Source organism: Mesorhizobium sp. PAMC28654 (assembly GCF_020616515.1).
Classification (GTDB): Bacteria; Pseudomonadota; Alphaproteobacteria; order Rhizobiales; family Rhizobiaceae; genus Mesorhizobium.
Window position 1 is genome coordinate 29,017 of sequence record NZ_CP085135.1, and the last position, 21,062, is coordinate 50,078.

The 21,062-nt window shown below is 62.4% G+C and carries 18 protein-coding genes, 1 tRNA gene and 1 pseudogene; 19 read left to right on the forward strand and 1 reads right to left on the reverse strand.

Features of this window, described 5'->3' with window-relative positions:
• Positions 1 to 60: 60 nt before the first annotated feature.
• The 18 genes from LGH82_RS00145 to LGH82_RS00230 all read left to right on the forward strand — a co-directional run bounded on the left by LGH82_RS00145 (position 61) and on the right by LGH82_RS00230 (position 19,847).
• Entirely contained in the window at positions 61 to 765 is a 705-nt protein-coding gene (locus LGH82_RS00145) for an NADH-ubiquinone dehydrogenase (RefSeq protein ID WP_227346761.1), read from the forward strand.
• Between the two features lie 9 nt (positions 766 to 774).
• Positions 775 to 1,086, forward strand: a complete 312-nt coding sequence (locus LGH82_RS00150; protein ID WP_227346762.1) for a pentapeptide repeat-containing protein — start codon at positions 775 to 777, stop codon at positions 1,084 to 1,086.
• Positions 1,086 to 3,167, forward strand: coding sequence for an NADH-quinone oxidoreductase subunit NuoG (gene nuoG / locus LGH82_RS00155; RefSeq protein WP_227346763.1), 2,082 nt, complete (start codon positions 1,086 to 1,088; stop codon positions 3,165 to 3,167). The genes LGH82_RS00150 and nuoG overlap by 1 nt, the downstream gene beginning before the upstream one ends.
• 2 nt (positions 3,168 to 3,169) lie before the next feature.
• The gene (gene nuoH, locus LGH82_RS00160; RefSeq protein WP_227346764.1) at positions 3,170 to 4,213 is read left to right on the forward strand and encodes an NADH-quinone oxidoreductase subunit NuoH; all 1,044 of its coding nucleotides are present in this window, start codon (positions 3,170 to 3,172) and stop codon (positions 4,211 to 4,213) included.
• Positions 4,213 to 4,704 (forward strand): NADH-quinone oxidoreductase subunit NuoI, encoded by a 492-nt coding sequence (gene nuoI, locus LGH82_RS00165; protein WP_013531098.1) that lies wholly within the window; start codon positions 4,213 to 4,215, stop codon positions 4,702 to 4,704. The genes nuoH and nuoI overlap by 1 nt, the downstream gene beginning before the upstream one ends.
• A gap of 226 nt (positions 4,705 to 4,930) precedes the next feature.
• Complete coding sequence (locus LGH82_RS00170) at positions 4,931 to 5,551, forward strand: NADH-quinone oxidoreductase subunit J (RefSeq protein ID WP_227346765.1); 621 nt, start codon at positions 4,931 to 4,933, stop codon at positions 5,549 to 5,551.
• A 1-nt stretch (position 5,552) separates the two neighbouring features.
• Entirely contained in the window at positions 5,553 to 5,861 is a 309-nt protein-coding gene (nuoK, locus tag LGH82_RS00175; RefSeq protein ID WP_227346766.1) for an NADH-quinone oxidoreductase subunit NuoK, read from the forward strand.
• A 10-nt stretch (positions 5,862 to 5,871) separates the two neighbouring features.
• Positions 5,872 to 7,845 (forward strand): NADH-quinone oxidoreductase subunit L, encoded by a 1,974-nt coding sequence (gene nuoL / locus LGH82_RS00180; protein ID WP_227346767.1) that lies wholly within the window; start codon positions 5,872 to 5,874, stop codon positions 7,843 to 7,845.
• Positions 7,845 to 9,350, forward strand: coding sequence for an NADH-quinone oxidoreductase subunit M (locus LGH82_RS00185; RefSeq protein WP_227346768.1), 1,506 nt, complete (start codon positions 7,845 to 7,847; stop codon positions 9,348 to 9,350). The genes nuoL and LGH82_RS00185 overlap by 1 nt, the downstream gene beginning before the upstream one ends.
• Positions 9,351 to 9,368: 18 nt before the next feature.
• Positions 9,369 to 10,805, forward strand: coding sequence for an NADH-quinone oxidoreductase subunit NuoN (gene nuoN / locus LGH82_RS00190; RefSeq protein ID WP_227346769.1), 1,437 nt, complete (start codon positions 9,369 to 9,371; stop codon positions 10,803 to 10,805).
• A 5-nt stretch (positions 10,806 to 10,810) separates the two neighbouring features.
• Entirely contained in the window at positions 10,811 to 11,632 is an 822-nt protein-coding gene (locus tag LGH82_RS00195) for a biotin--[acetyl-CoA-carboxylase] ligase (protein ID WP_227346770.1), read from the forward strand.
• Positions 11,633 to 11,680: 48 nt separating this feature from the next.
• Positions 11,681 to 13,351: a ribonuclease J gene (locus LGH82_RS00200; protein WP_227346771.1), complete on the forward strand. Its 1,671-nt coding sequence runs from the start codon at positions 11,681 to 11,683 to the stop codon at positions 13,349 to 13,351.
• Positions 13,352 to 13,484: 133 nt separating this feature from the next.
• Positions 13,485 to 13,889: a methylmalonyl-CoA epimerase gene (gene mce, locus LGH82_RS00205; RefSeq protein WP_227346772.1), complete on the forward strand. Its 405-nt coding sequence runs from the start codon at positions 13,485 to 13,487 to the stop codon at positions 13,887 to 13,889.
• A complete protein-coding gene (locus tag LGH82_RS00210; protein WP_227346773.1) occupies positions 13,886 to 14,170 on the forward strand; it encodes a DUF1467 family protein in 285 nt (94 codons plus the stop codon). Before mce ends, LGH82_RS00210 begins: the two co-directional genes overlap by 4 nt.
• Positions 14,171 to 14,800: 630 nt before the next feature.
• A complete protein-coding gene (gene proS, locus LGH82_RS00215) occupies positions 14,801 to 16,129 on the forward strand; it encodes a proline--tRNA ligase (protein WP_227346774.1) in 1,329 nt (442 codons plus the stop codon).
• On the forward strand, positions 16,126 to 17,412 hold the full coding sequence (locus LGH82_RS00220; protein WP_227346775.1) for a lipoprotein-releasing ABC transporter permease subunit: 1,287 nt from the start codon (positions 16,126 to 16,128) through the stop codon (positions 17,410 to 17,412). Before proS ends, LGH82_RS00220 begins: the two co-directional genes overlap by 4 nt.
• Positions 17,409 to 18,092 (forward strand): ABC transporter ATP-binding protein, encoded by a 684-nt coding sequence (locus LGH82_RS00225; RefSeq protein ID WP_227346776.1) that lies wholly within the window; start codon positions 17,409 to 17,411, stop codon positions 18,090 to 18,092. The genes LGH82_RS00220 and LGH82_RS00225 overlap by 4 nt, the downstream gene beginning before the upstream one ends.
• 504 nt (positions 18,093 to 18,596) lie before the next feature.
• The gene (locus LGH82_RS00230; RefSeq protein ID WP_227346777.1) at positions 18,597 to 19,847 is read left to right on the forward strand and encodes a site-2 protease family protein; all 1,251 of its coding nucleotides are present in this window, start codon (positions 18,597 to 18,599) and stop codon (positions 19,845 to 19,847) included.
• A gap of 19 nt (positions 19,848 to 19,866) precedes the next feature.
• Here LGH82_RS00230 and lipB read toward each other — a convergent pair.
• Positions 19,867 to 20,609 (reverse strand): annotated as a pseudogene (lipB, locus tag LGH82_RS00235) (lipoyl(octanoyl) transferase LipB).
• A 275-nt stretch (positions 20,610 to 20,884) separates the two neighbouring features.
• On the opposite strand from lipB, the gene LGH82_RS00240 reads away from it, so the two are divergent.
• Positions 20,885 to 20,969: transfer RNA gene (locus tag LGH82_RS00240), tRNA-Leu, on the forward strand.
• Positions 20,970 to 21,062: the final 93 nt, after the last annotated feature.

The following is a 21,062-nucleotide window of genomic DNA, read 5'->3' on the forward strand; positions in this document are numbered from 1 at the left end:
GAAAGCCCGAAGCGATAACAACGGGGCGGGGCGAAACGAAAAAACGACCAGGAGATATCTATGGCGCCGTATTCGACACCCTACCCACTGATGCCCAATTTGGAACAGCTCGAGAAGATGAACCAGGACCTGACCAGGATGATGCCGAAGGAGATGGCCAGCGCCGTCAACCTTTTCGCGCACCCTGTCGCGGGTGCGGCTGCGATGTCGGCGCTCGGCATCGGGCTGGCCAACCATGCCTTCGGCGTGTGGCTGGGGGCGCTTTCCGGCGCGGCCGAAGCCTCGCAAAGGCTTCTGCAGCCGATCGTCGATGATTTCGAGGCAACGACGGGGCGCTTTTCCGAAACTGGCGACAGCTCGTCCATCAAGGCTCGCGCGGCGACCATCACCTTGATCGCCGAGGCGCAATCCTTTGCGCGGGACGTGACCGACATCGCCGCGCCCGCCGTGGAAGAAGCAGCTAACGCAACACCGGCGGCAACCGACGATGCGCCGACCGGCTTGCTGCCGGAGGATTTCCAGCAGCCCAAGTCCATGGATCGTCCGGCGCTGCCGGCGGACCTGAAGAAGATTTCAGGCGTCGGCCCGAAGCTGGAAAAAGTGCTGAACGGGCTGGGCATCTGGACATTTGGCCAGATCGCGGCCTGGACGCCGGAACAGATCGCCTGGGTCGACGACTATCTGTCGCTCAAGGGGCGGATCGGCCGTGACGACTGGACCCGGCAGGCGGCAGCGCTTGCGCTGGCCGCCAAGGCCAAGAGGTAGGGGCCAGGGATGGAGCTTCACGACAGACGCGATGTTCTCGATGTGCGCAGTGCGATCGTCAGCAATTCGAGCTTTGACGACGTGAACATGTCGAACACGCGGTTTCACAATGTGAACCTGTCGGTGTCCACCATCCTGCGCGCCAATTTGACCAACGCCAAGTTGGAAGACGTAAACCTCTCGAACGCGCATTTCACCAATGTGAACATGAGCAACGTGAAGATAGAAAACGCTGAGATCGCCGGCATGATGATCAACGGCATCAGCCTCGGCGATCTGTTAAAAGCATATGAGACGGCGAAAACCGCCGGGGGCAATTGATGGCAAAGCTCAAGGTCGACGGGAAAGAAATCACTGTACCCGACCACTACACGTTGCTGCAGGCGGCGGAAGACGCGGGCGCGGAAGTGCCGCGCTTCTGCTTCCATGAACGGCTGTCGATCGCCGGCAACTGCCGCATGTGCCTGATCGAGGTGAAGGGCGGGCCTCCCAAGCCGCAGGCTTCCTGCGCCATGGGCGTGCGCGACCTGCGTCCCGGTCCGAACGGCGAGCCGCCGGAAATCTTCACCAACACGCCGATGGTCAAGAAGGCCCGCGAAGGCGTGATGGAATTCCTGCTGATCAACCATCCGCTGGATTGCCCGATCTGCGACCAGGGCGGTGAATGCGACCTGCAGGACCAGGCGATGGCGTTCGGCGTCGATTCCTCGCGCTATCACGAGAACAAGCGCGCGGTCGAAGACAAGTATATCGGACCGCTGGTCAAGACGGTGATGAACCGCTGCATCCACTGCACGCGCTGCGTCCGCTTCACCACCGAGGTCGCCGGCATTTCCGAACTCGGCCTGATTGGTCGTGGCGAGGACGCCGAGATCACCACCTATCTCGAAAGCGCGATGACTTCCGAACTGCAGGGCAATGTCATCGACCTTTGCCCGGTCGGCGCGCTGACCTCGAAGCCCTTCGCCTTCCAGGCGCGGCCGTGGGAGCTGACCAAGACCGAATCCATCGACGTGATGGACGCTGTCGGCTCGGCGATCCGCATCGATAGCCGTGGCCGCGAAGTGATGCGCATCCTGCCGCGCGTCAACGAGGCGGTGAACGAGGAATGGATTTCCGACAAGACCCGCTTCATCTGGGACGGATTGCGCACGCAGCGCCTCGACCGCCCCTATGTGCGCAAGGACGGCAAGCTGGTTCCGGCGAGCTGGGCCGAGGCGTTCACGGCAATCAAGGACGCGGTGTCGAAGGCAGCACCCGACAAGATCGGCGCCATTGCCGGCGATCTCGCCGCCGTCGAGGAAATCTACGCGCTGAAGCTGCTGATGGCTGCGCTCGGGTCGAAGAACACCGATTGCCGCCAGGATGGCGCCGCACTCGATCCGTCGCTCGGCCGTGCCAGCTACATCTTCAATCCGACCATCGAAGGCATCGAGCAGGCCGACGCGGTGCTGATCATCGGCGCCAACCCGCGCTTCGAAGCCTCGGTGCTCAATGCCCGCATCCGCAAGCGCTGGCGGATCGGCAATCTGCCGGTCGGCGTCATCGGCGAGATCGGCGATACGCGCTATGACTATGAACAACTGGGCGCCGGGCCGGATTCACTGAAGGACCTGGCTGACGGCAATGGCAAGTTCTTCCAGATTCTGAAGAAGGCAACGCATCCACTGATCATCATCGGCCAGGGCGCTCTGGCGCGCGCCGATGGCGCGGCCGTGCTCGGCCAGGCGGCGAAACTCGCCGCAGCCGTCAATGCTTCCCGAGCCGAATGGAACGGCTTTGCCGTGCTGCACAATGCGGCCGGCCGCGTCGGTGGCCTCGATCTGGGCTTCGTGCCAGGCGAGGGCGGCAAGAACGTTGCCGGCATGCTGGGCGAGACGGAAGTCCTGTTCCTGCTCGGCGCCGACGAGATCGACATGGCCAAGACTGGTGGAGCGTTCGTCGTCTATATCGGCACGCATGGCGATCAGGGTGCGCACCGCGCCAATGTCATCCTGCCGGCGGCTGCCTACACCGAAAAGTCGGGCACCTATGTCAACACCGAGGGACGCGTGCAGCAGACCAACCGCGCCGGCTTCGCGCCGGGCGACGCGCGTGAGGATTGGGCAATTCTGAGAGCGTTGTCGGATGTGCTGGGCAAGAAACTGCCCTTCGATTCGCTGCCGCAGCTGCGCGCGAAACTCTATGGCGAATACCCGCATCTTGCCCGCATCGATCAGGTCGCGGCCGGCAATGCCGACGATATCGCCAAGGTGGCGAAGCTCGGTGGGCGGTTGAACAAGGGTACGTTCACTTCGCCGGTGAAAGACTTCTACCTGACAAACCCGATAGCACGGGCGTCCGCCGTGATGGCGGAATGCTCGGCACTGGCCAAGAGCGGCTTCAAGCAGGCGGCGGAATAAGCATGGAAACCTTCTTCTCCTTCTACGTGCTGCCGGCGCTGATCATCCTGTTGAAGTCGGTCGTGCTGATCGTCGTGCTTTTGATCTTCGTTGCTTACATCCTCTATGCCGACCGCAAGATCTGGGCGGCGGTGCAGTTGCGCCGTGGCCCGAACGTCGTCGGCCCCTGGGGCACGCTGCAGGCGTTCGCCGACCTGTTGAAGTTCGTCTTCAAGGAGCCGATCATCCCGTCTGGCGCCAACAAGGGCGTCTTCCTGCTGGCGCCGCTGGTGTCGGCGGTGCTGGCGATTTCGGCCTGGGCGGTGATCCCGGTCAACGAGGGCTGGGCTGTCGCCAACGTCAATGTCGGCATCCTCTATGTCTTCGCCATCTCCTCGCTCGAGGTCTATGGCGTGATCATGGGCGGCTGGGCGTCCAACTCGAAATATCCGTTCCTCGGTGCGCTGCGCTCCGCGGCCCAGATGGTGTCGTACGAAGTCTCGATCGGCTTCGTCATCGTCACGGTGCTGCTCACCGCCGGCTCGCTCAACCTGACCGATATCGTGCTGTCGCAGCATAATGGAATTGGCACGCGGCTTGGGCTGCCCAACACGTTCCTCGACTGGAACTGGCTGTGCCTGTTCCCGATGTTCATCATCTTCTTCATCTCGGCGCTGGCCGAGACGAACCGTCCGCCCTTCGACCTTGTCGAGGCCGAATCGGAGCTGGTCGCGGGCCACATGGTCGAATATTCGTCGACGCCGTTCCTGCTGTTCTTCCTCGGCGAATATGTCGCGATCGTGCTGATGTGCGCGCTGGCGACCATCCTGTTTCTTGGCGGCTGGCTGCCTCCGTTCGACTTCGCGCCTTTCACCTGGGTGCCCGGCGTCATCTGGTTCGTGCTGAAGGTCTGTTTCGTGTTCTTCGGCATCTCGATGGTGAAGGCATTCGTGCCGCGCTACCGCTACGACCAGCTGATGCGTCTCGGCTGGAAGGTGTTCCTGCCGATCTCGCTGTTCATGGTGGTCGCCACCGCCGCCTTCCTCAAGATCACGGGGTTTGCGTGATGTCCGCTCTTTCCCAGGCCGCAAAATCGCTGCTGCTGCAGGATTTCGTCAGCGCCTTCTTCCTCTCGATGCGCCAGTTCTTCGCACCGAAGGAGACGATCAACTATCCGCACGAGAAGGGGCCAACCAGCCCGCGCTTCCGTGGCGAGCACGCGCTGCGCCGTTATCCCAATGGCGAGGAACGCTGCATCGCCTGCAAGCTGTGCGAGGCGATCTGTCCGGCGCAGGCCATCACCATCGAGGCCGGCCCGCGCCGCAATGACGGCACGCGCCGCACCGTGCGCTACGACATCGACATGGTGAAGTGCATCTATTGCGGCTTCTGCCAGGAAGCCTGCCCGGTCGACGCCATCGTCGAGGGGCCTAATTTCGAATTCGCGACGGAGACGCGCGAGGAACTTTACTACGACAAGGACAGGCTGCTGGCGAATGGCGACCGGTGGGAGCGCGAACTGGCGCGCAACATCTCGCTGGACTCGCCGTATCGCTGATATTGGACGGATGGACGGGGCAGGGGCCTCTTCCGCAGGATGATCCGGAGTGTTTCGGGCAAGATCATCCTCATGAACTTCTAAGTTGCCCATGTTTCTTTCGGTCGGGCCTTTCAACCCGATCGGAACATGGGCTAGGACAACGCGGCTTCGGCACCGGAGGCGGAACGAAGCCACAGATACGGACAGGCGTGAGCCAGTCCGGACAGGAACCCGGGGGAACCCCATGCTGAGTGGACTAGAGGCGGCCTTTTTCTACCTCTTCGCCTTTGTCGCGGTGGCGTCGGCGTTCATGGTCATTTCATCGCGCAACCCCGTGCATTCGGTGCTGTTCCTGATCCTGACCTTCTTCAACGCCGCCGGCCTGTTCATGCTGACCGGGGCCGAGTTCCTGGCGCTGATCCTGATCGTCGTCTATGTCGGCGCGGTGATGGTGCTGTTCCTGTTCGTCGTCATGATGCTCGACGTCGACTTCGCTGAAATGAAAGAGGGCGCCCTGCAATACGCGCCGATCGGCGCGCTGGTCGGGCTGATCCTGGCGGCGGAACTGATCGTCGTGCTCGGTGGTTATACATTCGCGCCGAAGCTGGCCGCGACCGTATCCAAGCCCATCCCGGATCTCGCGACGCGAACGAACACCGCGGCGCTCGGCGACATTCTCTATACGGACTACCTCTACTACTTCCAGGTCTCGGGGCTCATCCTGCTGGTGGCCATGATCGGCGCCATCGTGCTGACGCTGCGCCACAAGCAAGGCGTCAAGCGGCAGTCGATCGCAGCCCAGGTCGGCCGCACGCCGGCCACTGGAATGGAAATCCGCAAGGTCAAGACAGGCGAGGGACTCTGAGATGGTCGTCGGCATCGCGCACTACCTCACCGTATCGGCGATCCTGTTCACGCTGGGCGTGTTCGGCATCTTCCTGAACCGCAAGAACATCATCGTCATCCTGATGTCGATCGAGCTGATCCTGCTGGCGGTCAACATCAATTTCGTCGCCTTCTCGGCCGTGCTCGGCGATCTGGTCGGCCAGGTGTTCGCACTGTTCGTGCTGACGGTCGCGGCGGCTGAAGCCGCCATCGGACTTGCGATTCTCGTCGTCTTCTTCCGCAACCGCGGCTCGATCGCGGTCGAAGACGTGAACATGATGAAGGGCTGACGGGGCTATTATGTATCAAGCGATCGTCTTCCTACCCCTGCTTGGCTTCCTGGTCGTCGGCCTGTTCGGCAATTCGCTCGGCGCCAAGGCATCCGAATACATCACCTCGGGCTTCCTGGTGATCGCGGCCGTGCTGTCATGGGTTGCCTTCTTCACCGTCGGCTTCGGTCATGGCGAAGTGTTCACCGTGCCGGTGCTGCGCTGGATCCAGTCGGGCGGGCTTGAGGCCTCCTGGGCGCTGCGCATCGACACGCTGACGGTGGTGATGCTGGTGGTGGTCAACACGGTGTCGGCGCTGGTCCACATCTATTCGATCGGCTACATGCACCACGACCCGAACCGGCCGCGCTTCTTTGCCTATCTGTCGCTGTTTACCTTCGCCATGCTGATGCTGGTGACGGCGGACAATCTGGTGCAGATGTTCTTCGGCTGGGAAGGGGTGGGCCTCGCCTCCTACCTGCTGATCGGCTTCTGGTACAAGAAGCCGTCGGCCAATGCCGCCGCCATCAAGGCCTTCGTCGTCAACCGCGTCGGCGATTTCGGCTTCGCGCTCGGCATCTTCGGCGTATTCGTGCTGTTCGGCTCGGTCAATCTCGGCACCATCTTCGCCAATGCCGCGACCTACATTCCGGCCGAGGGCGCTCCGCAAGGTGCCGCCGTGCTGACCTTCCTTGGCTATTCGCTGGACAAGCAGGCGGCTATGACCGTCGTCTGCCTGCTCCTGTTCATGGGCGCCATGGGCAAGTCGGCGCAGGTGCCGCTGCACACCTGGCTGCCAGACGCCATGGAAGGCCCGACGCCGGTCTCCGCGCTGATCCATGCCGCCACCATGGTGACGGCCGGCGTGTTCATGCTGGCGCGCCTGTCGCCGCTGTTCGAACTGTCGCATTCGGCACTGACGGTCGTCACCTTCATTGGCGCCTTCACCGCCTTCTTCGCGGCGACGGTTGGTCTCGTCCAGAATGACATCAAGCGCGTCATCGCCTATTCGACCTGCTCGCAGCTCGGCTACATGTTCGTGGCGCTGGGCGTCGGCGCCTACGGTGCCGCGATCTTCCATCTGTTCACGCACGCCTTCTTCAAGGCGCTGCTGTTCCTCGGATCGGGCTCGGTGATCCATGCCGTCTCCGACGAGCAGGACATGCGCAAGATGGGCGGACTCAGGAAGCTGATCCCCACCACCTACTGGATGATGGTGATCGGCACGCTGGCCCTGACGGGCGTTGGCATACCGGTGACCGTCATCGGCACCGCCGGCTTCTTCTCCAAGGACGCGATCGTCGAGAGCGCCTTTGCCGGGCACAATTCTGTCGCTGGCCTGGCATTCGTGCTGCTGGTCATCGCCGCCTGCTTTACCTCCTTCTACTCCTGGCGCCTGATCTTCATGACCTTCCACGGCAAGCCGAGGGCGAGCCATGATGTCATGCACCACGTCCATGAATCGCCGCCGGTCATGCTGGTTCCGCTGTTCATCCTGGCCGCCGGCGCGCTGTTTGCGGGCATCATCTTCCACGGCGCCTTCATCGGCGAAGGCTATGCCGAGTTCTGGAAGGCGTCGCTGTTCACGCTGCCGGACAACCATATCCTGCACGAGATCCACGAACTGCCGCTGTGGGTCGAGCTGTCGCCCTTCATCGCCATGGTCATCGGCTTCGCGCTGGCCTGGAAATTCTACATCCGCTCGCCGGAAATGCCGAAGAACCTCGCAGCACAGCATCGCGGGCTCTACGCCTTCCTGCTCAACAAGTGGTACTTCGACGAACTCTACGACTTCCTGTTCGTGCGGCCGGCGAAGCGCCTCGGCACCTTCCTGTGGAAGACCGGTGACGGCACGATCATCGACGGTCTCGGTCCCGACGGTATTTCGGCGCGCGTCGTCGACGTCACCAACCGGGTCGTCAAGCTGCAGACCGGTTACCTCTATCACTATGCCTTCGCCATGCTGATCGGCGTTGCCGCACTCGTCACCTGGATGATGCTCTGATGACCGCCTGGCCCATTCTCTCGCTGGTCACCTTCCTGCCGCTGGTTGGTGTGCTGCTTATCCTGTTCATCAACGATGACAGCGAGAACGCACGCCGCAACATCCGCGCCATCGCGCTGTTGACGACGACGTTCACCTTCCTGATCTCGCTGTTCATCTGGACCGGCTTCGACAATTCGCAGGCCGGCTTCCAGTTCGTCGAGAAGGCTGCCTGGCTCGATTCCGGCATCTCCTACCATGTGGGCGTCGACGGCATTTCGATGCTGTTCGTCATCCTCACCACCTTCCTGATGCCGCTCTGCATCCTGGCGTCGTGGGAATCGATCGAGAAGCGCGTCAAGGCCTACATGATCGCCTTCCTGCTGCTTGAAACGCTGATGATCGGCGTGTTCTGCGCGCTGGACATCGTGCTGTTCTACGTCTTCTTCGAAGCCGGCCTGATCCCGATGTTCATCATCATCGGTGTCTGGGGTGGCAAGCGGCGCGTCTACGCCTCGTTCAAGTTCTTCCTCTATACGCTGGCCGGCTCGGTTCTGATGCTGCTCGCCATCATGGCGATGTTCTACCAGTCCGGCACCACCGACATCCCGACGCTGCTGACGCACAGCTTCCCGGCCAACATGCAGACATGGCTATGGCTGGCCTTCTTCGCCTCCTTCGCGGTGAAGATGCCGATGTGGCCGGTGCACACCTGGCTGCCCGATGCACACGTCGAGGCGCCAACGGCGGGTTCGGTCATCCTGGCCGGCATCCTCTTGAAGATGGGCGGGTACGGCTTCCTGCGCTTCTCGCTGCCGATGTTCCCGCTGGCGTCCGAGATGTTCGCGCCACTGGTGTTCACGCTCTCTGTCGTTGCCATCATCTACACCTCGCTGGTGGCGCTTATGCAGGCTGACATGAAGAAGCTGATCGCCTATTCGTCGGTCGCGCACATGGGCTTCGTCACCATGGGCATCTTCGCGATGAACCAGGAAGGCATCCAGGGCTCGATCTTCCAGATGCTCAGCCACGGCCTTGTTTCCGGCGCGCTCTTCCTCTGCGTCGGCGTCATCTATGACCGCATGCACACACGCGAGATTGACGCCTATGGCGGCTTGGTCAACAACATGCCGAAATACGCCACCGTGTTCCTGATCTTCACCATGGCCAATGTCGGTCTGCCCGGCACCAGCGGCTTCGTCGGCGAGTTCCTGACCATGCTCGGCGTGTTCAAGGTCAACACCTGGGTGGCGTTCTTCGCCGCCACCGGTGTCATCCTGTCGGCCGCCTACGCGCTCTGGCTCTACCGCCGGGTGATCTTCGGCGCGCTGACCAAGGACAGCCTGAAGGGCCTGCTCGACCTGTCGTTGCGCGAGAAGGTGATCATCTACCCGCTGGTCGTGCTGATCATATTCTTCGGCGTCTATCCGGCACCCGTCTTCGACGCGACGGCCCAATCGGTCAAAGCGCTCGTCACCAATGTCACCGCATCCATCGGCACCGCGCAGACCGCGGCGGCGAACTGACCAGGGGTTTTGCGAACCATGACGCCGGACCTTATCTCCAGCCTGTCGCTCTCGACGCCAGAGCTCATCCTTGCCATCGGCGCCCTCGTGCTCTTGATGGTCGGTGCCTATTCGCGCCGAAACACCAGCACGCTGGTGACCGGCCTTGCTGTCATCGTGCTGGTGATCGCCGGCGGATGGATGATCTTCTCCACCGGGCATGGCAATGCCTATGGCGGCGCCTTCATCCAGGATTCCTTCGCCCGCTTCATGAAGGTGCTGGCGCTGGTCGGCTCGGCGGTGACGCTGGTCATGTCGTTGCGCTTTGCCAAGGCCGAGCATTTCGACAAGTTCGAATACCCGGTGCTGATCCTTCTGTGCACGCTCGGCATGATGCTGATGATCTCGGCCAATAGCATGATCGGGCTCTATCTCGGCCTCGAACTGCAGTCGCTGGCGATCTATGTGCTGGCCGCGATCAATCGCGACAATCTGCGCTCGACCGAAGCCGGCTTGAAGTATTTCGTCCTTGGCGCGCTGTCATCGGGCATGCTGCTCTATGGCATCAGCCTGGTCTACGGCTACACCGGCAACACCGGCTTCCAGGAAATCGCCTCGGCACTGGGCAGCGGCGAGCGCCAGCTTGGCCTCGTCTTTGGCCTGGTCTTCGTGCTGGCCGGCCTTGCCTTCAAGATCTCGGCGGTGCCGTTCCATATGTGGACGCCCGACGTCTATGAAGGCGCGCCGACCCCGGTAACGGCTTTCCTGGCGGCGGCACCGAAGATGGCGGCGATGGCGCTCTTGGTGCGCGTCACCATGGGTGCATTCAAGCCGATCGCCTCCGACTGGCAGCAGATCATCGTCTTCATCTCGATCGCTTCGATGGTGCTCGGCGCCTTCGCGGCGATCGGCCAGACCAACATCAAGCGGCTGATGGCTTATTCGTCCATTGGCCATATGGGCTACGCACTGGTCGGTCTTGCCGCCAACAGCCAGGACGGCGTGCGCGGCGTTGCCATCTACATGCTGATCTATCTGGTGATGACCCTGGGCACCTTCGCCTTCATCCTCGCCATGCGGCGCAAGGAAGGCAATGTCGAGCGGATCAGCGATCTGGCTGGCCTGTCGTCGACCAACCCGATCATGGCCACCGTCCTCACCATCCTGATGTTCTCGCTGGCCGGCATCCCGCCGCTCGCCGGGTTCTGGGGGAAGTGGTATGTCTTCCTCGCCGCCATCAACGCCCATCTCTACGCGCTGGCGATCATCGGCGTTCTGGCTTCCGTGGTGGGCGCCTATTACTATCTACGCATCATCAAGATCATGTGGTTCGATGAGCCGGTTGGCGGTTTCGTGCCGATGGCCGTTGAGCTGCGCCTCGTGCTCGGCGTCTCCGGCGCCTTCGTGCTGTTCTATGTGCTGATCGGCGGTCCGATCGCGACCTACGCCGAAGCCGCCGCCAAGACTTTCTTCTAGACGGCATGGCATTTCGGCTGGCTCCAACCTCGGCGTCGGAAGGGTTCCGGCTCGAGGCGCATGATAGCGTCGGCTCCACCAATGCGGTGGCGCTGGACCATGCAAGGGCGGGTGACCCCGGCAATTTGTGGGTCGTTTCCAAGAAGCAGGAAAGCGGGCGTGGCCGGCGAGGCCGTGCATGGTTGTCGCCCGAGGGAAATCTGGCGGCGACGCTGCTTGTCATCACCAAGGCGGAGCTTCGCCTCGCCGCGACGCTCGGCTTTGTCGCCGGCCTGGCGCTCTCCGATGCATTGGATGCTGTCGTGCCGAAGGGCCGGATCGCCATCGGGCTCGACGGCGGCAGCGAAGGCCGAAACCGCTTCGAGCTGAAATGGCCGAACGACGTGTTGGCCTCCGGCGCCAAGCTTGCCGGCATACTGCTGGAATCGACGGTGCTGGAAGGCGGCCGTTTCGGCGTTGCGGTCGGCATCGGCGTCAATGTTGTGGCTTTTCCCAACGATCTGCCTTATCCGGCGACATCGCTTGGCGCATTGGGGGCGACCTGCGATGCGGAAACGCTGTTTCTGGCGCTGTCGGATGCCTGGAGCGAGAATGCCCGGCTGTGGAATGACGGACGCGGGCTTGCCGTCATCAGACAGCGCTGGCTGAAGCGTGCCGCGGGGCTTGGCGGGCAGGTTGCTGTCAGAATTGACGGTAATGTGGTGCGCGGTACATTTGAAACCATTGACGAGGATTGCCGTTTCGTGATCCGCGACGATGAAGGTTCGGTTGTGACGATCGCCGCCGGCGACGTCCATTTCGGCGCGGTAGCGTCTGCCCGTGTTTGACGGGCTTGGTTTGATGGGCTTGGCTTGACCGGCCAGGAAGGGAATATCATGGCGAAAGCGGAAAACGCTGAACTCGTCTTCGTACCGCTCGGCGGCGTCGGCGAGATCGGCATGAACTTCGCGCTCTATGGCTACGGTCCGGCTAATGCGCGCGAATGGATTGTTATCGATGTCGGCGTCACCTTTCCCGATGCCAGCCTGCCCGGCGTCGACCTGGTGCTGCCCGACACGCGCTTCATCGAGGAGAACCTCGCCAATCTGCGCGGCATCATCATCACCCACGCGCATGAAGACCATTACGGTGCGCTGCTCGACACCTGGCCGAAGCTGAAGGCGCCGGTCTGGATGACGCCATTCAGCGCCGGCTTGCTGGAAGCAAAACGGCAGGGCGAGCAGGGCGCGCCAAAAATCCCGGTGACGATCTACAAGGCGGGCGAGACATTCACCGTCGGCCCGTTCCAGATCGAGGCTATTCCCGTCGCGCATTCGATCCCGGAACCAATGTCGCTGGCCATCACCACGCCGCTCGGCACCGTCATCCACACCGGCGACTGGAAGATCGATCCGGAACCGACGATTGGACCCAAGACCGACGAGGCGCGTTTTCGCGCGTATGGCGACAAGGGTGTCTTGGCGCTGATCTGCGATTCGACCAATGCGCTGCGGGAAGGGGAGTCTCCTTCCGAAGTGGCCGTTGGAGAAGGCCTCAAGGGCGTCATCCAGAGCGCCAAGGGCCGCGTCGCGGTCACCACGTTCTCCTCCAATGTCGGACGTATCGTTTCCATCGCCAGGGCGGCTCGCGATGCCGGCCGCCAGTGCCTGGTGCTGGGGCGCTCCCTGAAGCGCGTCATCGATGTGGCCGGCGAACTCGGCTACATGGACGGCCTGCCGGAATTCATCGGCGAGGAGGACTACGGCTTCATCCCGCGCGAGAACCTGGTCATCATCTGCACAGGCAGCCAGGGCGAGCCGCTGGCCGCACTAGCCAAACTGTCGCGCGAAGAGATGAAATCCGTGTCGCTGACGGCCGGCGACACCGTGGTGTTTTCCTCGCGCACCATTCCCGGCAACGAGAAGGCGATCCTCGAGATCAAGAACCGGCTCATCGACCTCGGCATCAAGATCATCGAGGATGGCGATGCGCTGGTGCATGTTTCCGGCCATCCGCGCCGCAGCGAATTGCGCAAGATGTATGAATGGGTGCGCCCGCGGATCGGCGTCCCCGTCCATGGCGAGGCAGCGCATCTGGTGGCGCAGGGATCGCTGATGTCGATGTCCGGCATCGGCCAGGTGGCGCAGGTGCGCGACGGCGACATGCTGCGGCTTGCCCCGGGCGCCGCCACCATTATCGACCAGGTGCCGTTCGGCCGCGTCTACAAGGACGGCAGGCTGATCGGCACCGACCAGGCCATGGGCATTCGCGATAGGCGCAAGCTGTCCTTTGCCGGCCACGTCGCCGTCAATGTCGTGCTCGACGACAAGTATGAGCTGGCCGGCGACCCCGATCTGGTCGCTATCGGTGTCGCCGAGGCCGACGGCCGCGGCGAGACGCTGGAAGACCTGATGATCGATGCGGCGGTCGGCGCGGTGGACTCCATTCCCCGTCAGCGCCGAAAAGACCTCGACCTGGTGCAGGAGGCAGTGCGCCGCGCCGTGCGAGGCGCTGCCAACGAAGCCTGGGGCAAGAAGCCGCTGGTGACAGTGTTCGTCACACGGTGACGATTAGGGCAATATGGGAGTAGGGCAGTAAGGCAATAGGGAAGAGCAAGCAGCGTCGCGCTCGACCTTCAGCCCGTTTTCCCTATTGCCGTACCGCCCTATTGTCCTACTCCCCTGATTTTCGGAGCACCCTATGCTCGGACGCCTGAACCATGTCGCGCTTGCCGTGCCGGACCTGACTGCCGCTGTTGCCGCCTATCGCGACACGATCGGCGCACGCGTGGGCGAGCCCCAGCCGTTGACCGAGCATGGCGTCACCGTGGTGTTTATCGATGTCGGCAACACCAAGATCGAATTGCTGGAGCCTTTGGGCGAGGGCTCGCCGATCGCGGCTTTTCTCGAGAAGAACCCTTCGGGCGGCATGCATCATTTGTGTTACGAAGTGGAGGACATCCTGGCTGCTCGTGACCAGCTCAAGGCTGCGGGCGCGCGCGTGCTGGGTGACGGGAACCCGAAGCTAGGTGCGCATGGCAAGCCGGTGCTGTTCCTGCACCCCAAGGATTTCTTCGGCACTCTGATCGAACTGGAACAATCATGAGCTGGGTTTCGTTCACCGCGCTGTTCTTCGCGACCTGGTGGGTTGTTCTGTTCGCCGTGCTGCCGTTCAGCGTCAGGACGCAGGACGACGACCAGGACGTGACGCTGGGCACGGTTCCCAGCGCGCCGCGCGGGCCGCATATGCTGCGCGCCATCATCCGCACCACCCTCGTGACGGCGGTTGTCATGGGCATTTTCTATGGCCTGACGCACGGACTGGGGTACAGTCTCGACGAGATCCCCCACATCATTCCGGAAGCGCCGTTGGCACCTGCAAAATAGGTTCGTCGGCGAAGCCGCCTAGCTTGTGCCTGGGGTGATAATACGTCAGTCCGGTTGAATTACCGGCTTGGCGAGCCTCATGCTGACGCAAGGTCAGGCGGTTTGAGAGCTCTTGGCGCTAACCAGATGTTTGCACAAAAAAAATGCAAGGCACAAGGCCTTGCAATTTAAACGCGTCCGATCTGTTTCCGGTTTCCGGTGGCAGCGAGTAACCGCGCCTAGATCGCATCCTCCCAAGACTTTGACCGCGTAGGAGAGCAGATTTTTCTCTGCCCTCTCGGTTATCGGGGCACACTAGCCTAACGCAGATGAAAATGTCACGTAGAATTTTGCCCTGAAACGGGCAATCTCGTGCTGCACTGCACAATAGTGCGGCAGCCTTTGCTTGCAAATAGAACAGTAAGCAGTCTGGGGGTACTATTGTTCACCGAGAGCGCCGCGTTCGTCTGAGGCGCAAGGGATACCCCGGCACGCTGAAGTTGCACATCGAGCGGCGCGGCGATCGATTTCCGAATTCGGGCCGATGCGGCGGGCCGGGTTTCCATCCGGCCATGAAATGGCTATGAAGCCGGGGCAAGCAAGCCAGTGCCGCGCGATTCCTGCGCGGTCCCCTCACTCACGGACCAGTCCATGCGTTTGTCGCGCTATTTCCTGCCCATCCTCAAAGAAAATCCTCGCGAGGCCGAAATCGTCTCGCACCGGCTGATGCTGCGTGCCGGCATGATCCGCCAGCAGGGGCAAGGCAGTTTTTCCTGGCTGCCACTGGGCAAGCGCGTACTGGACAAGGTCTGCCAGATCATCCGCGAGGAGCAGGACCGCGCCGGCGCGCTCGAAATCCTGATGCCGACGATTCAGTCCGCCGATCTGTGGCGCGAAAGCGGCCGCTATGACGATTACGGCAAGGAGATGCTGCGCATCAAGGACCGGCAGGACCGCGACATGCTTTACGGTCCGACCAATGAGGAAGTGGTCACCGAGATCGTGCGCGCCTATGTGAAGTCCTACAAGGACCTGCCGCTCAACCTCTACCACATCCAATGGAAATTCCGCGACGAAGTGCGGCCCCGCTTCGGCGTGATGCGCTCACGCGAATTCCTGATGAAGGACGCCTATTCATTCGATCTCAACTTCGAGGGTGCCAGGGCCGCGTACAACCGCATGTTCGTGTCCTATCTGCGCACGTTCACGCGCATGGGCCTGCAGGCGATTCCGATGCGGGCGGATACCGGCCCCATCGGTGGCGACCTCAGCCATGAATTCATCATCCTTGCCGACACCGGCGAGAGCCAGGTCTATTGCGAGCGCGAGTATCTTGCGCTGCCGGTGCCGGGCGCGGACACCAACTTTTCCGATGACGCCGAGATCGCCGACATCGTCAAGACATGGACGACGCCCTACGCCGCCACCGACGAGATGCATGACGAGGCGGCGTGGGAGAAGGTCGCGACGGACGACCGCGTCTCGGCGCGCGGCATCGAGGTCGGCCATATCTTCCATTTCGGCGACAAATATTCCAAGCCGATGGGCGCCAAGGTGACCGGGCCTGACGGCAAGGATCACTTCGTGTCGGGAGGTTCCTACGGCATCGGGCCGTCGCGGCTCGTCGCGGCGATCATCGAGGCCAGCCATGACGACAACGGCATCATCTGGCCCGAGGCTGTCGCGCCCTTCGATATCGGCCTGATCAACATGAAGGTGGGCGACGCCGAATGCGACCGCGTCTGCGGCGAGCTTCATGCGGCCTTCGTCGCTGCCGGCAAGGACGTGCTCTACGACGATACCGACCAGCGGCCGGGCGGCAAGTTCGCCACCGCCGACCTGATCGGCCTGCCCTGGCAGGTGATTGTCGGGCCGCGCGGCGTGGCCGCGGGCGAGGTCGAGATCAAGAACCGCAAGACAGGTGAGCGCGAGACGCTGCCGATGGCGGAAGCGAAGAAGCGCTTCGGTGGCGCCGCATGAGCGAGGCCGCGGTAGCGAGATCAGCGGGCGCCGGCCCTTTTTCCGTTTTCGAGCGCATGGTGGCTTGGCGCTATTTGCGCTCGCGGCGCAAGGAGACGGTGATTTCGGTGATCGCCTCGATCTCCTTCCTCGGCATCATGCTAGGCGTGGCCACGCTGATCGTCGTCATGGCGGTCATGAACGGGTTTCGCGCCGAACTCCTGACGCGCATCCTTGGCGTCAACGGCCATCTGATCGTGCAGCCGATCGACACGCCGCTGGAAGACTATGCGCAGGTCGCCGGCCGCATCAACGGCGTGTCCGGTATCAAATATGCCATCCCGCTGATTGACGGACAGGTGCTGGCGCAAGGCAGCGTCGGCGGCGGCGCCGGCGCGCTGGTGCGTGGCATACGAGGTGAAGATCTCAGCAAGATCTCGATCGTCGCCAGCAATATCAAGCAAGGCACGATCGCCAATTTCGACGCGGGCGAGGGTGTCGCCATAGGCAGCCGCATGGCCGAGAACCTCGGCCTTGTGCTCGGCGACACCATCACGCTGATTTCGCCCAACGGCGATGTGACGCCGCTGGGCACCACGCCGCGCATGAAGGGCTACAAGGTCAGCGCCATCTTCGAAGTCGGCATGTCCGAGTATGACAGTTCCATCGTCTACATGCCGTTTCCGGAAGCGCAGCTCTATTTCAACATGGAGGGGCAGGCACAGACGATCGAGATCTATGTCGACAATCCCGACGATGTCGACGCACTGAAACCGAAGGTGGAAGAGGCGGCACAGCGGCCGGTCTTCCTGACCGACTGGCGCGAGCGCAACCAGACGTTCTTCTCCGCGCTCCAGGTTGAGCGCAATGTGATGTTCATGATCCTGACGCTGATCGTGCTGGTGGCCGCCCTAAACATCATTTCCGGCCTGATCATGCTGGTGAAGGACAAGGGGCACGACATCGCCATCCTGAGGACGATGGGCGCTTCGCGAGGAGCAATCCTGCGCATCTTCCTGATGACGGGTGCCGCCATCGGCGTGGTCGGCACCATCGCCGGCGTTCTGCTTGGCGTCGTCATCTGCCTCAACATCGAACGGATCCGCGAATTCTTTTCCTGGGTCTCGGGCACGGTGCTGTTCAATCCGGAGCTCTATTTCCTGAGCCAGTTGCCCGCCCGCATGGACGCCAGAGAGACGATCTCGGTGGTGATCATGGCGCTGGTGCTGTCGTTCCTGGCAACCCTGTTTCCGGCGTGGCGCGCGGCCAGGCTCGATCCCGTCGAAGCGCTGAGGTACGAATGATGGCCGAGGCCATTATCGAGTTGAAGAGCGTCGAGCGGCACTATGTCCAGGGGCCGCGCAAGCTCACCATTCTCAACGGCGTCGATTTTTCGCTGAAGCGCGGGGAGATGGTGGCGCTGGTGGCGCCATCCGGCACCGGCAAGTCGACGTTACTGCACACCGCCGGCTTGCTGGAGCGACCCGATGCCGGCGACGTCATTCTCGATGGTCGCGCCTGCGGGCGTCTTTCCGACGATGAGCGCACCGCGATCCGCCGCAACGATATTGGTTTCGTCTACCAGTTCCATCATCTGCTGCCGGAATTCTCGGCGCTCGAAAATATCATGATGCCGCAGCTGATCAAGGGGCTGTCGCGCAAGGAAGCCTCCGAGCGCGCGGCGCAACTGCTCGACTATATGCAGATCGGCAAACGCGCGCTGCACCGCCCGTCCGAATTGTCCGGCGGCGAGCAACAGCGCGTCGCCATCGCGCGCGCGGTTGCCAATGCGCCGCTGGTTCTGTTTGCCGATGAGCCGACAGGCAATCTCGACCCCGTCACTGCCTTGTATGTGTTCGAGGCGCTGGGTGCGCTGGTCAAGCAATCGGGCCTTGCGGCGGTGATCGCCACCCACAACCACGACCTGGCATCGCGCATGGACCGCCGTGTTACGCTCGCCGACGGCAAGGTTGTGCCGCTTTAGGCCTGCTCGTAGTCGGGTGACGGCCTGCTCCTGCTGCCACTCTCCATCTGCCACCCTCCGCTGTTAACGCAGGTCTCGCTCCGGCTTCACCTGATCTGATTCCCGCGTGCTGGCGGGCCGATGAGTTCCCCCTCGGGAGGTGTATCCGCGTCCGGTCGATGGATAAGCGGTGTGTTCATGCACCCCATCAACCGTTTCTTAACCCTGCCGGTTTGATGGCCCGCGATTCTGGATGTGCCCGGATTCCGTCCGTTGACTTTAGAACAAAATTAGAACAAATTGGAAACATAGCGACAACAGGAGAGCGTTATGACCGATCTTGTTCAGGATGTTGTGTCTCTGGTGTGCATGAGTGCGTTTCTGATTTCCATGGCGATGTGGATCGGAGCGATGTGAGGGACAGCGCCTTGTCGCTGATGTTTCAGGCGGGCGAGGAGGCTGCGCTGTTAAGCCTTTCTTGCCGCCGTGACGCTAGGGTGCCCTGAAGACAGGGAGTAGCGCCAGGTGTCGCCCATCGTCACGGCCATTCTCGTGGCCGCCAATCTCGGGCTGATTTTTCTGCTGATGACCGCGCCGCTCGGTTTGCGCACGGTCAGGATCAGCCGCCTGGTGAAGATGGACCGGCAACGCCTCTGGCAGGCGCTGTGGCCGCTTGGGAGCGACGCCGGCTGGTCCGGCGAGATCCTTTCCGCCGAATCGCTGGGTGATGGCGGCATGGTCCGGACAAGGCTTTCCTGGGAGGGTCGCGACGGCCAACCCATCGAGCGCAAGATCATGCTCGAGGAGGTGGAGGAGTACAGCCGCTTCTCGATGCGTGTTATCGAAGACACGGCGCTGGATCCGTCCTTCTGGGCGGATTATCGCGAAACCACTGAGTTGGTCTCCGAAGGCGCCGCGACGCGCGTGATTCTCAGCCAGACCGATCGTTACCGCGGCATGGCCTTTCTGGTTTTCCGCTACTTCGCCATGCGCCGTGAGCTTGGCAAGTTGGAGATCTGGGCCAGGACCGGTACATATCGCAAGGGTGGCTGGTTCGAGCATCCGCTCAGCCAGGTCGGGTTCGCCATTCTTTCGGCACTCATCCTGTGGCCGTTCTTCGGATTGAACCTTGGCGGCCTGGCGCTGGCCGCGATTCTGACATCGGTGGTCGCCCTGCACGAGCTCGGCCACATGGCGGCGTTCCGGTTGACGGGACATCGCAAGGCCCGGATGATCTTCATCCCGCTGCTGGGCGGCATCGCCATTGGCGGGCGGCCCTATGACAGCCGTTTCGAGGTGGCGTTCGTGGCGTTGATGGGCGCGGGCTTTTCCGCCTTCCTGGTGCCGTTGCTGATGGCCGCCAGCATCTTTGCCGGCGGCGAGGGCCACCGACTCGCGGCAGCCTTGTTGGCGACGCTTGCCGGCTGTTCGGCGCTGTTCAACATCGCCAATCTGGTGCCGGTGTGGAAGTTCGACGGCGGGCAGGTGCTGCGCCAGATCTGTCCAGGCCCGGTTGTGCTGGCGCTGGCGTCGTTTTCGCTGCTGTCCGCCTTTCTGGCGCTGGCATCACGAGCCGGCTTGTCGTCCAGCTTCCTGCTGGCGGCCGGCGCTGTCTTCGCGATCCTCAGCCTGCTGACGATGCGCAGCGGCGTGAAACCACGCCATGAGCTGAAGCCAATCCGCACCTTTGATCGCTTCGCCATGGCGGCGGCGCTGCTGGCGGTGTTCGCCATCCACGGCGACGGAGTTCTGTGGGCTTCGGCGCGGCTGATCTGAGCCGATTTGCCAGAGAGAATCAGCCGGCCTTGCGCGTGGCTTCCGCCTGCAGGGCGGTAGCCGGTCCGAACACATCCTCGAACGCCGATTTCAAGGCATGGTCGAGATCGGCCATCGTCACCGGCAGGCCGAGATCGACAAGGCTGGTGACGCCGTGGTCCTGCACGCCGCAGGGCACGATGCCGCCGAAATGGCCGAGATCCGGCTCGACGTTGATGGCGATGCCATGAAAGCTCACCCAGCGCCGCAGCCTTATGCCAATCGCGGCGATCTTGTCCTCGGCAGGTGAGCCGTCCGGCAGCGCAGGACGGTCCGGCCGCACCACCCAGACGCCGACGCGGTCTTCACGCCGCTCGCCCAGCACGTTGAAGGCGGCAAGCGTGCCGATGATCCACTGTTCGAGCGCGGCGACGAAGGCGCGCACATCCTCGCGTCGTCGCTTCAGGTCGAGCATGACGTAGGCAACCCGCTGGCCCGGCCCGTGATAGGTGTATTCGCCGCCGCGCCCGGCCGCGAACACCGGGAAGCGGTCCGGGTCGATGAGGTCTTCGATTCGGGCGGAGGTACCAGCCGTGTAGAGCGGCGGATGCTCGACCAGCCAAACCATTTCGCCAGCAGCGCCGCTTCGGTCGCTTCGGCGCGCGACTCCATGAAGGCAAGCGCATTGGGATAGGCGGTGAGGCCGGGTTCGATCAGCCATTCGACCGGCACGGAGCCGGGCAGGGGCAAGAACGACGTGGCTATCTGGCTGCGTTCTGTCATCACGGGTCTCGTCCACGGAGCGTCACTTCAAATGCGCGACACGCCCTGGGTGGTTGTCTCGTCCATGTCATGATCCCAAACCGCTCGGCGCCTTGGACGACATGCATTGGTCCTTCATATGGCGGCAATCGGCCAAAACGTCCAGTTCACAGCACGTTTCAACCTTCTCGACCATTATGCCGAAATCACTGGCGATTATTGCGTACCGCGCACTTGTTTCGCCGGAAACGATTTGCTACACGCCGCGAGCCGGTTGGTTCCGGCTCCTACCACGTGCGGTCGTGGCGGAATTGGTAGACGCGCAGCGTTGAGGTCGCTGTGGGGCAACCCGTGGAAGTTCGAGTCTTCTCGACCGCACCAAATATCTCTAAGGCAACACCTCCAACTTGTTGAAATGTCAGGATAGCAAGCCCCCTCGCGGGGAGGCTTGGCTTCTTGCATACGATGCGCTGA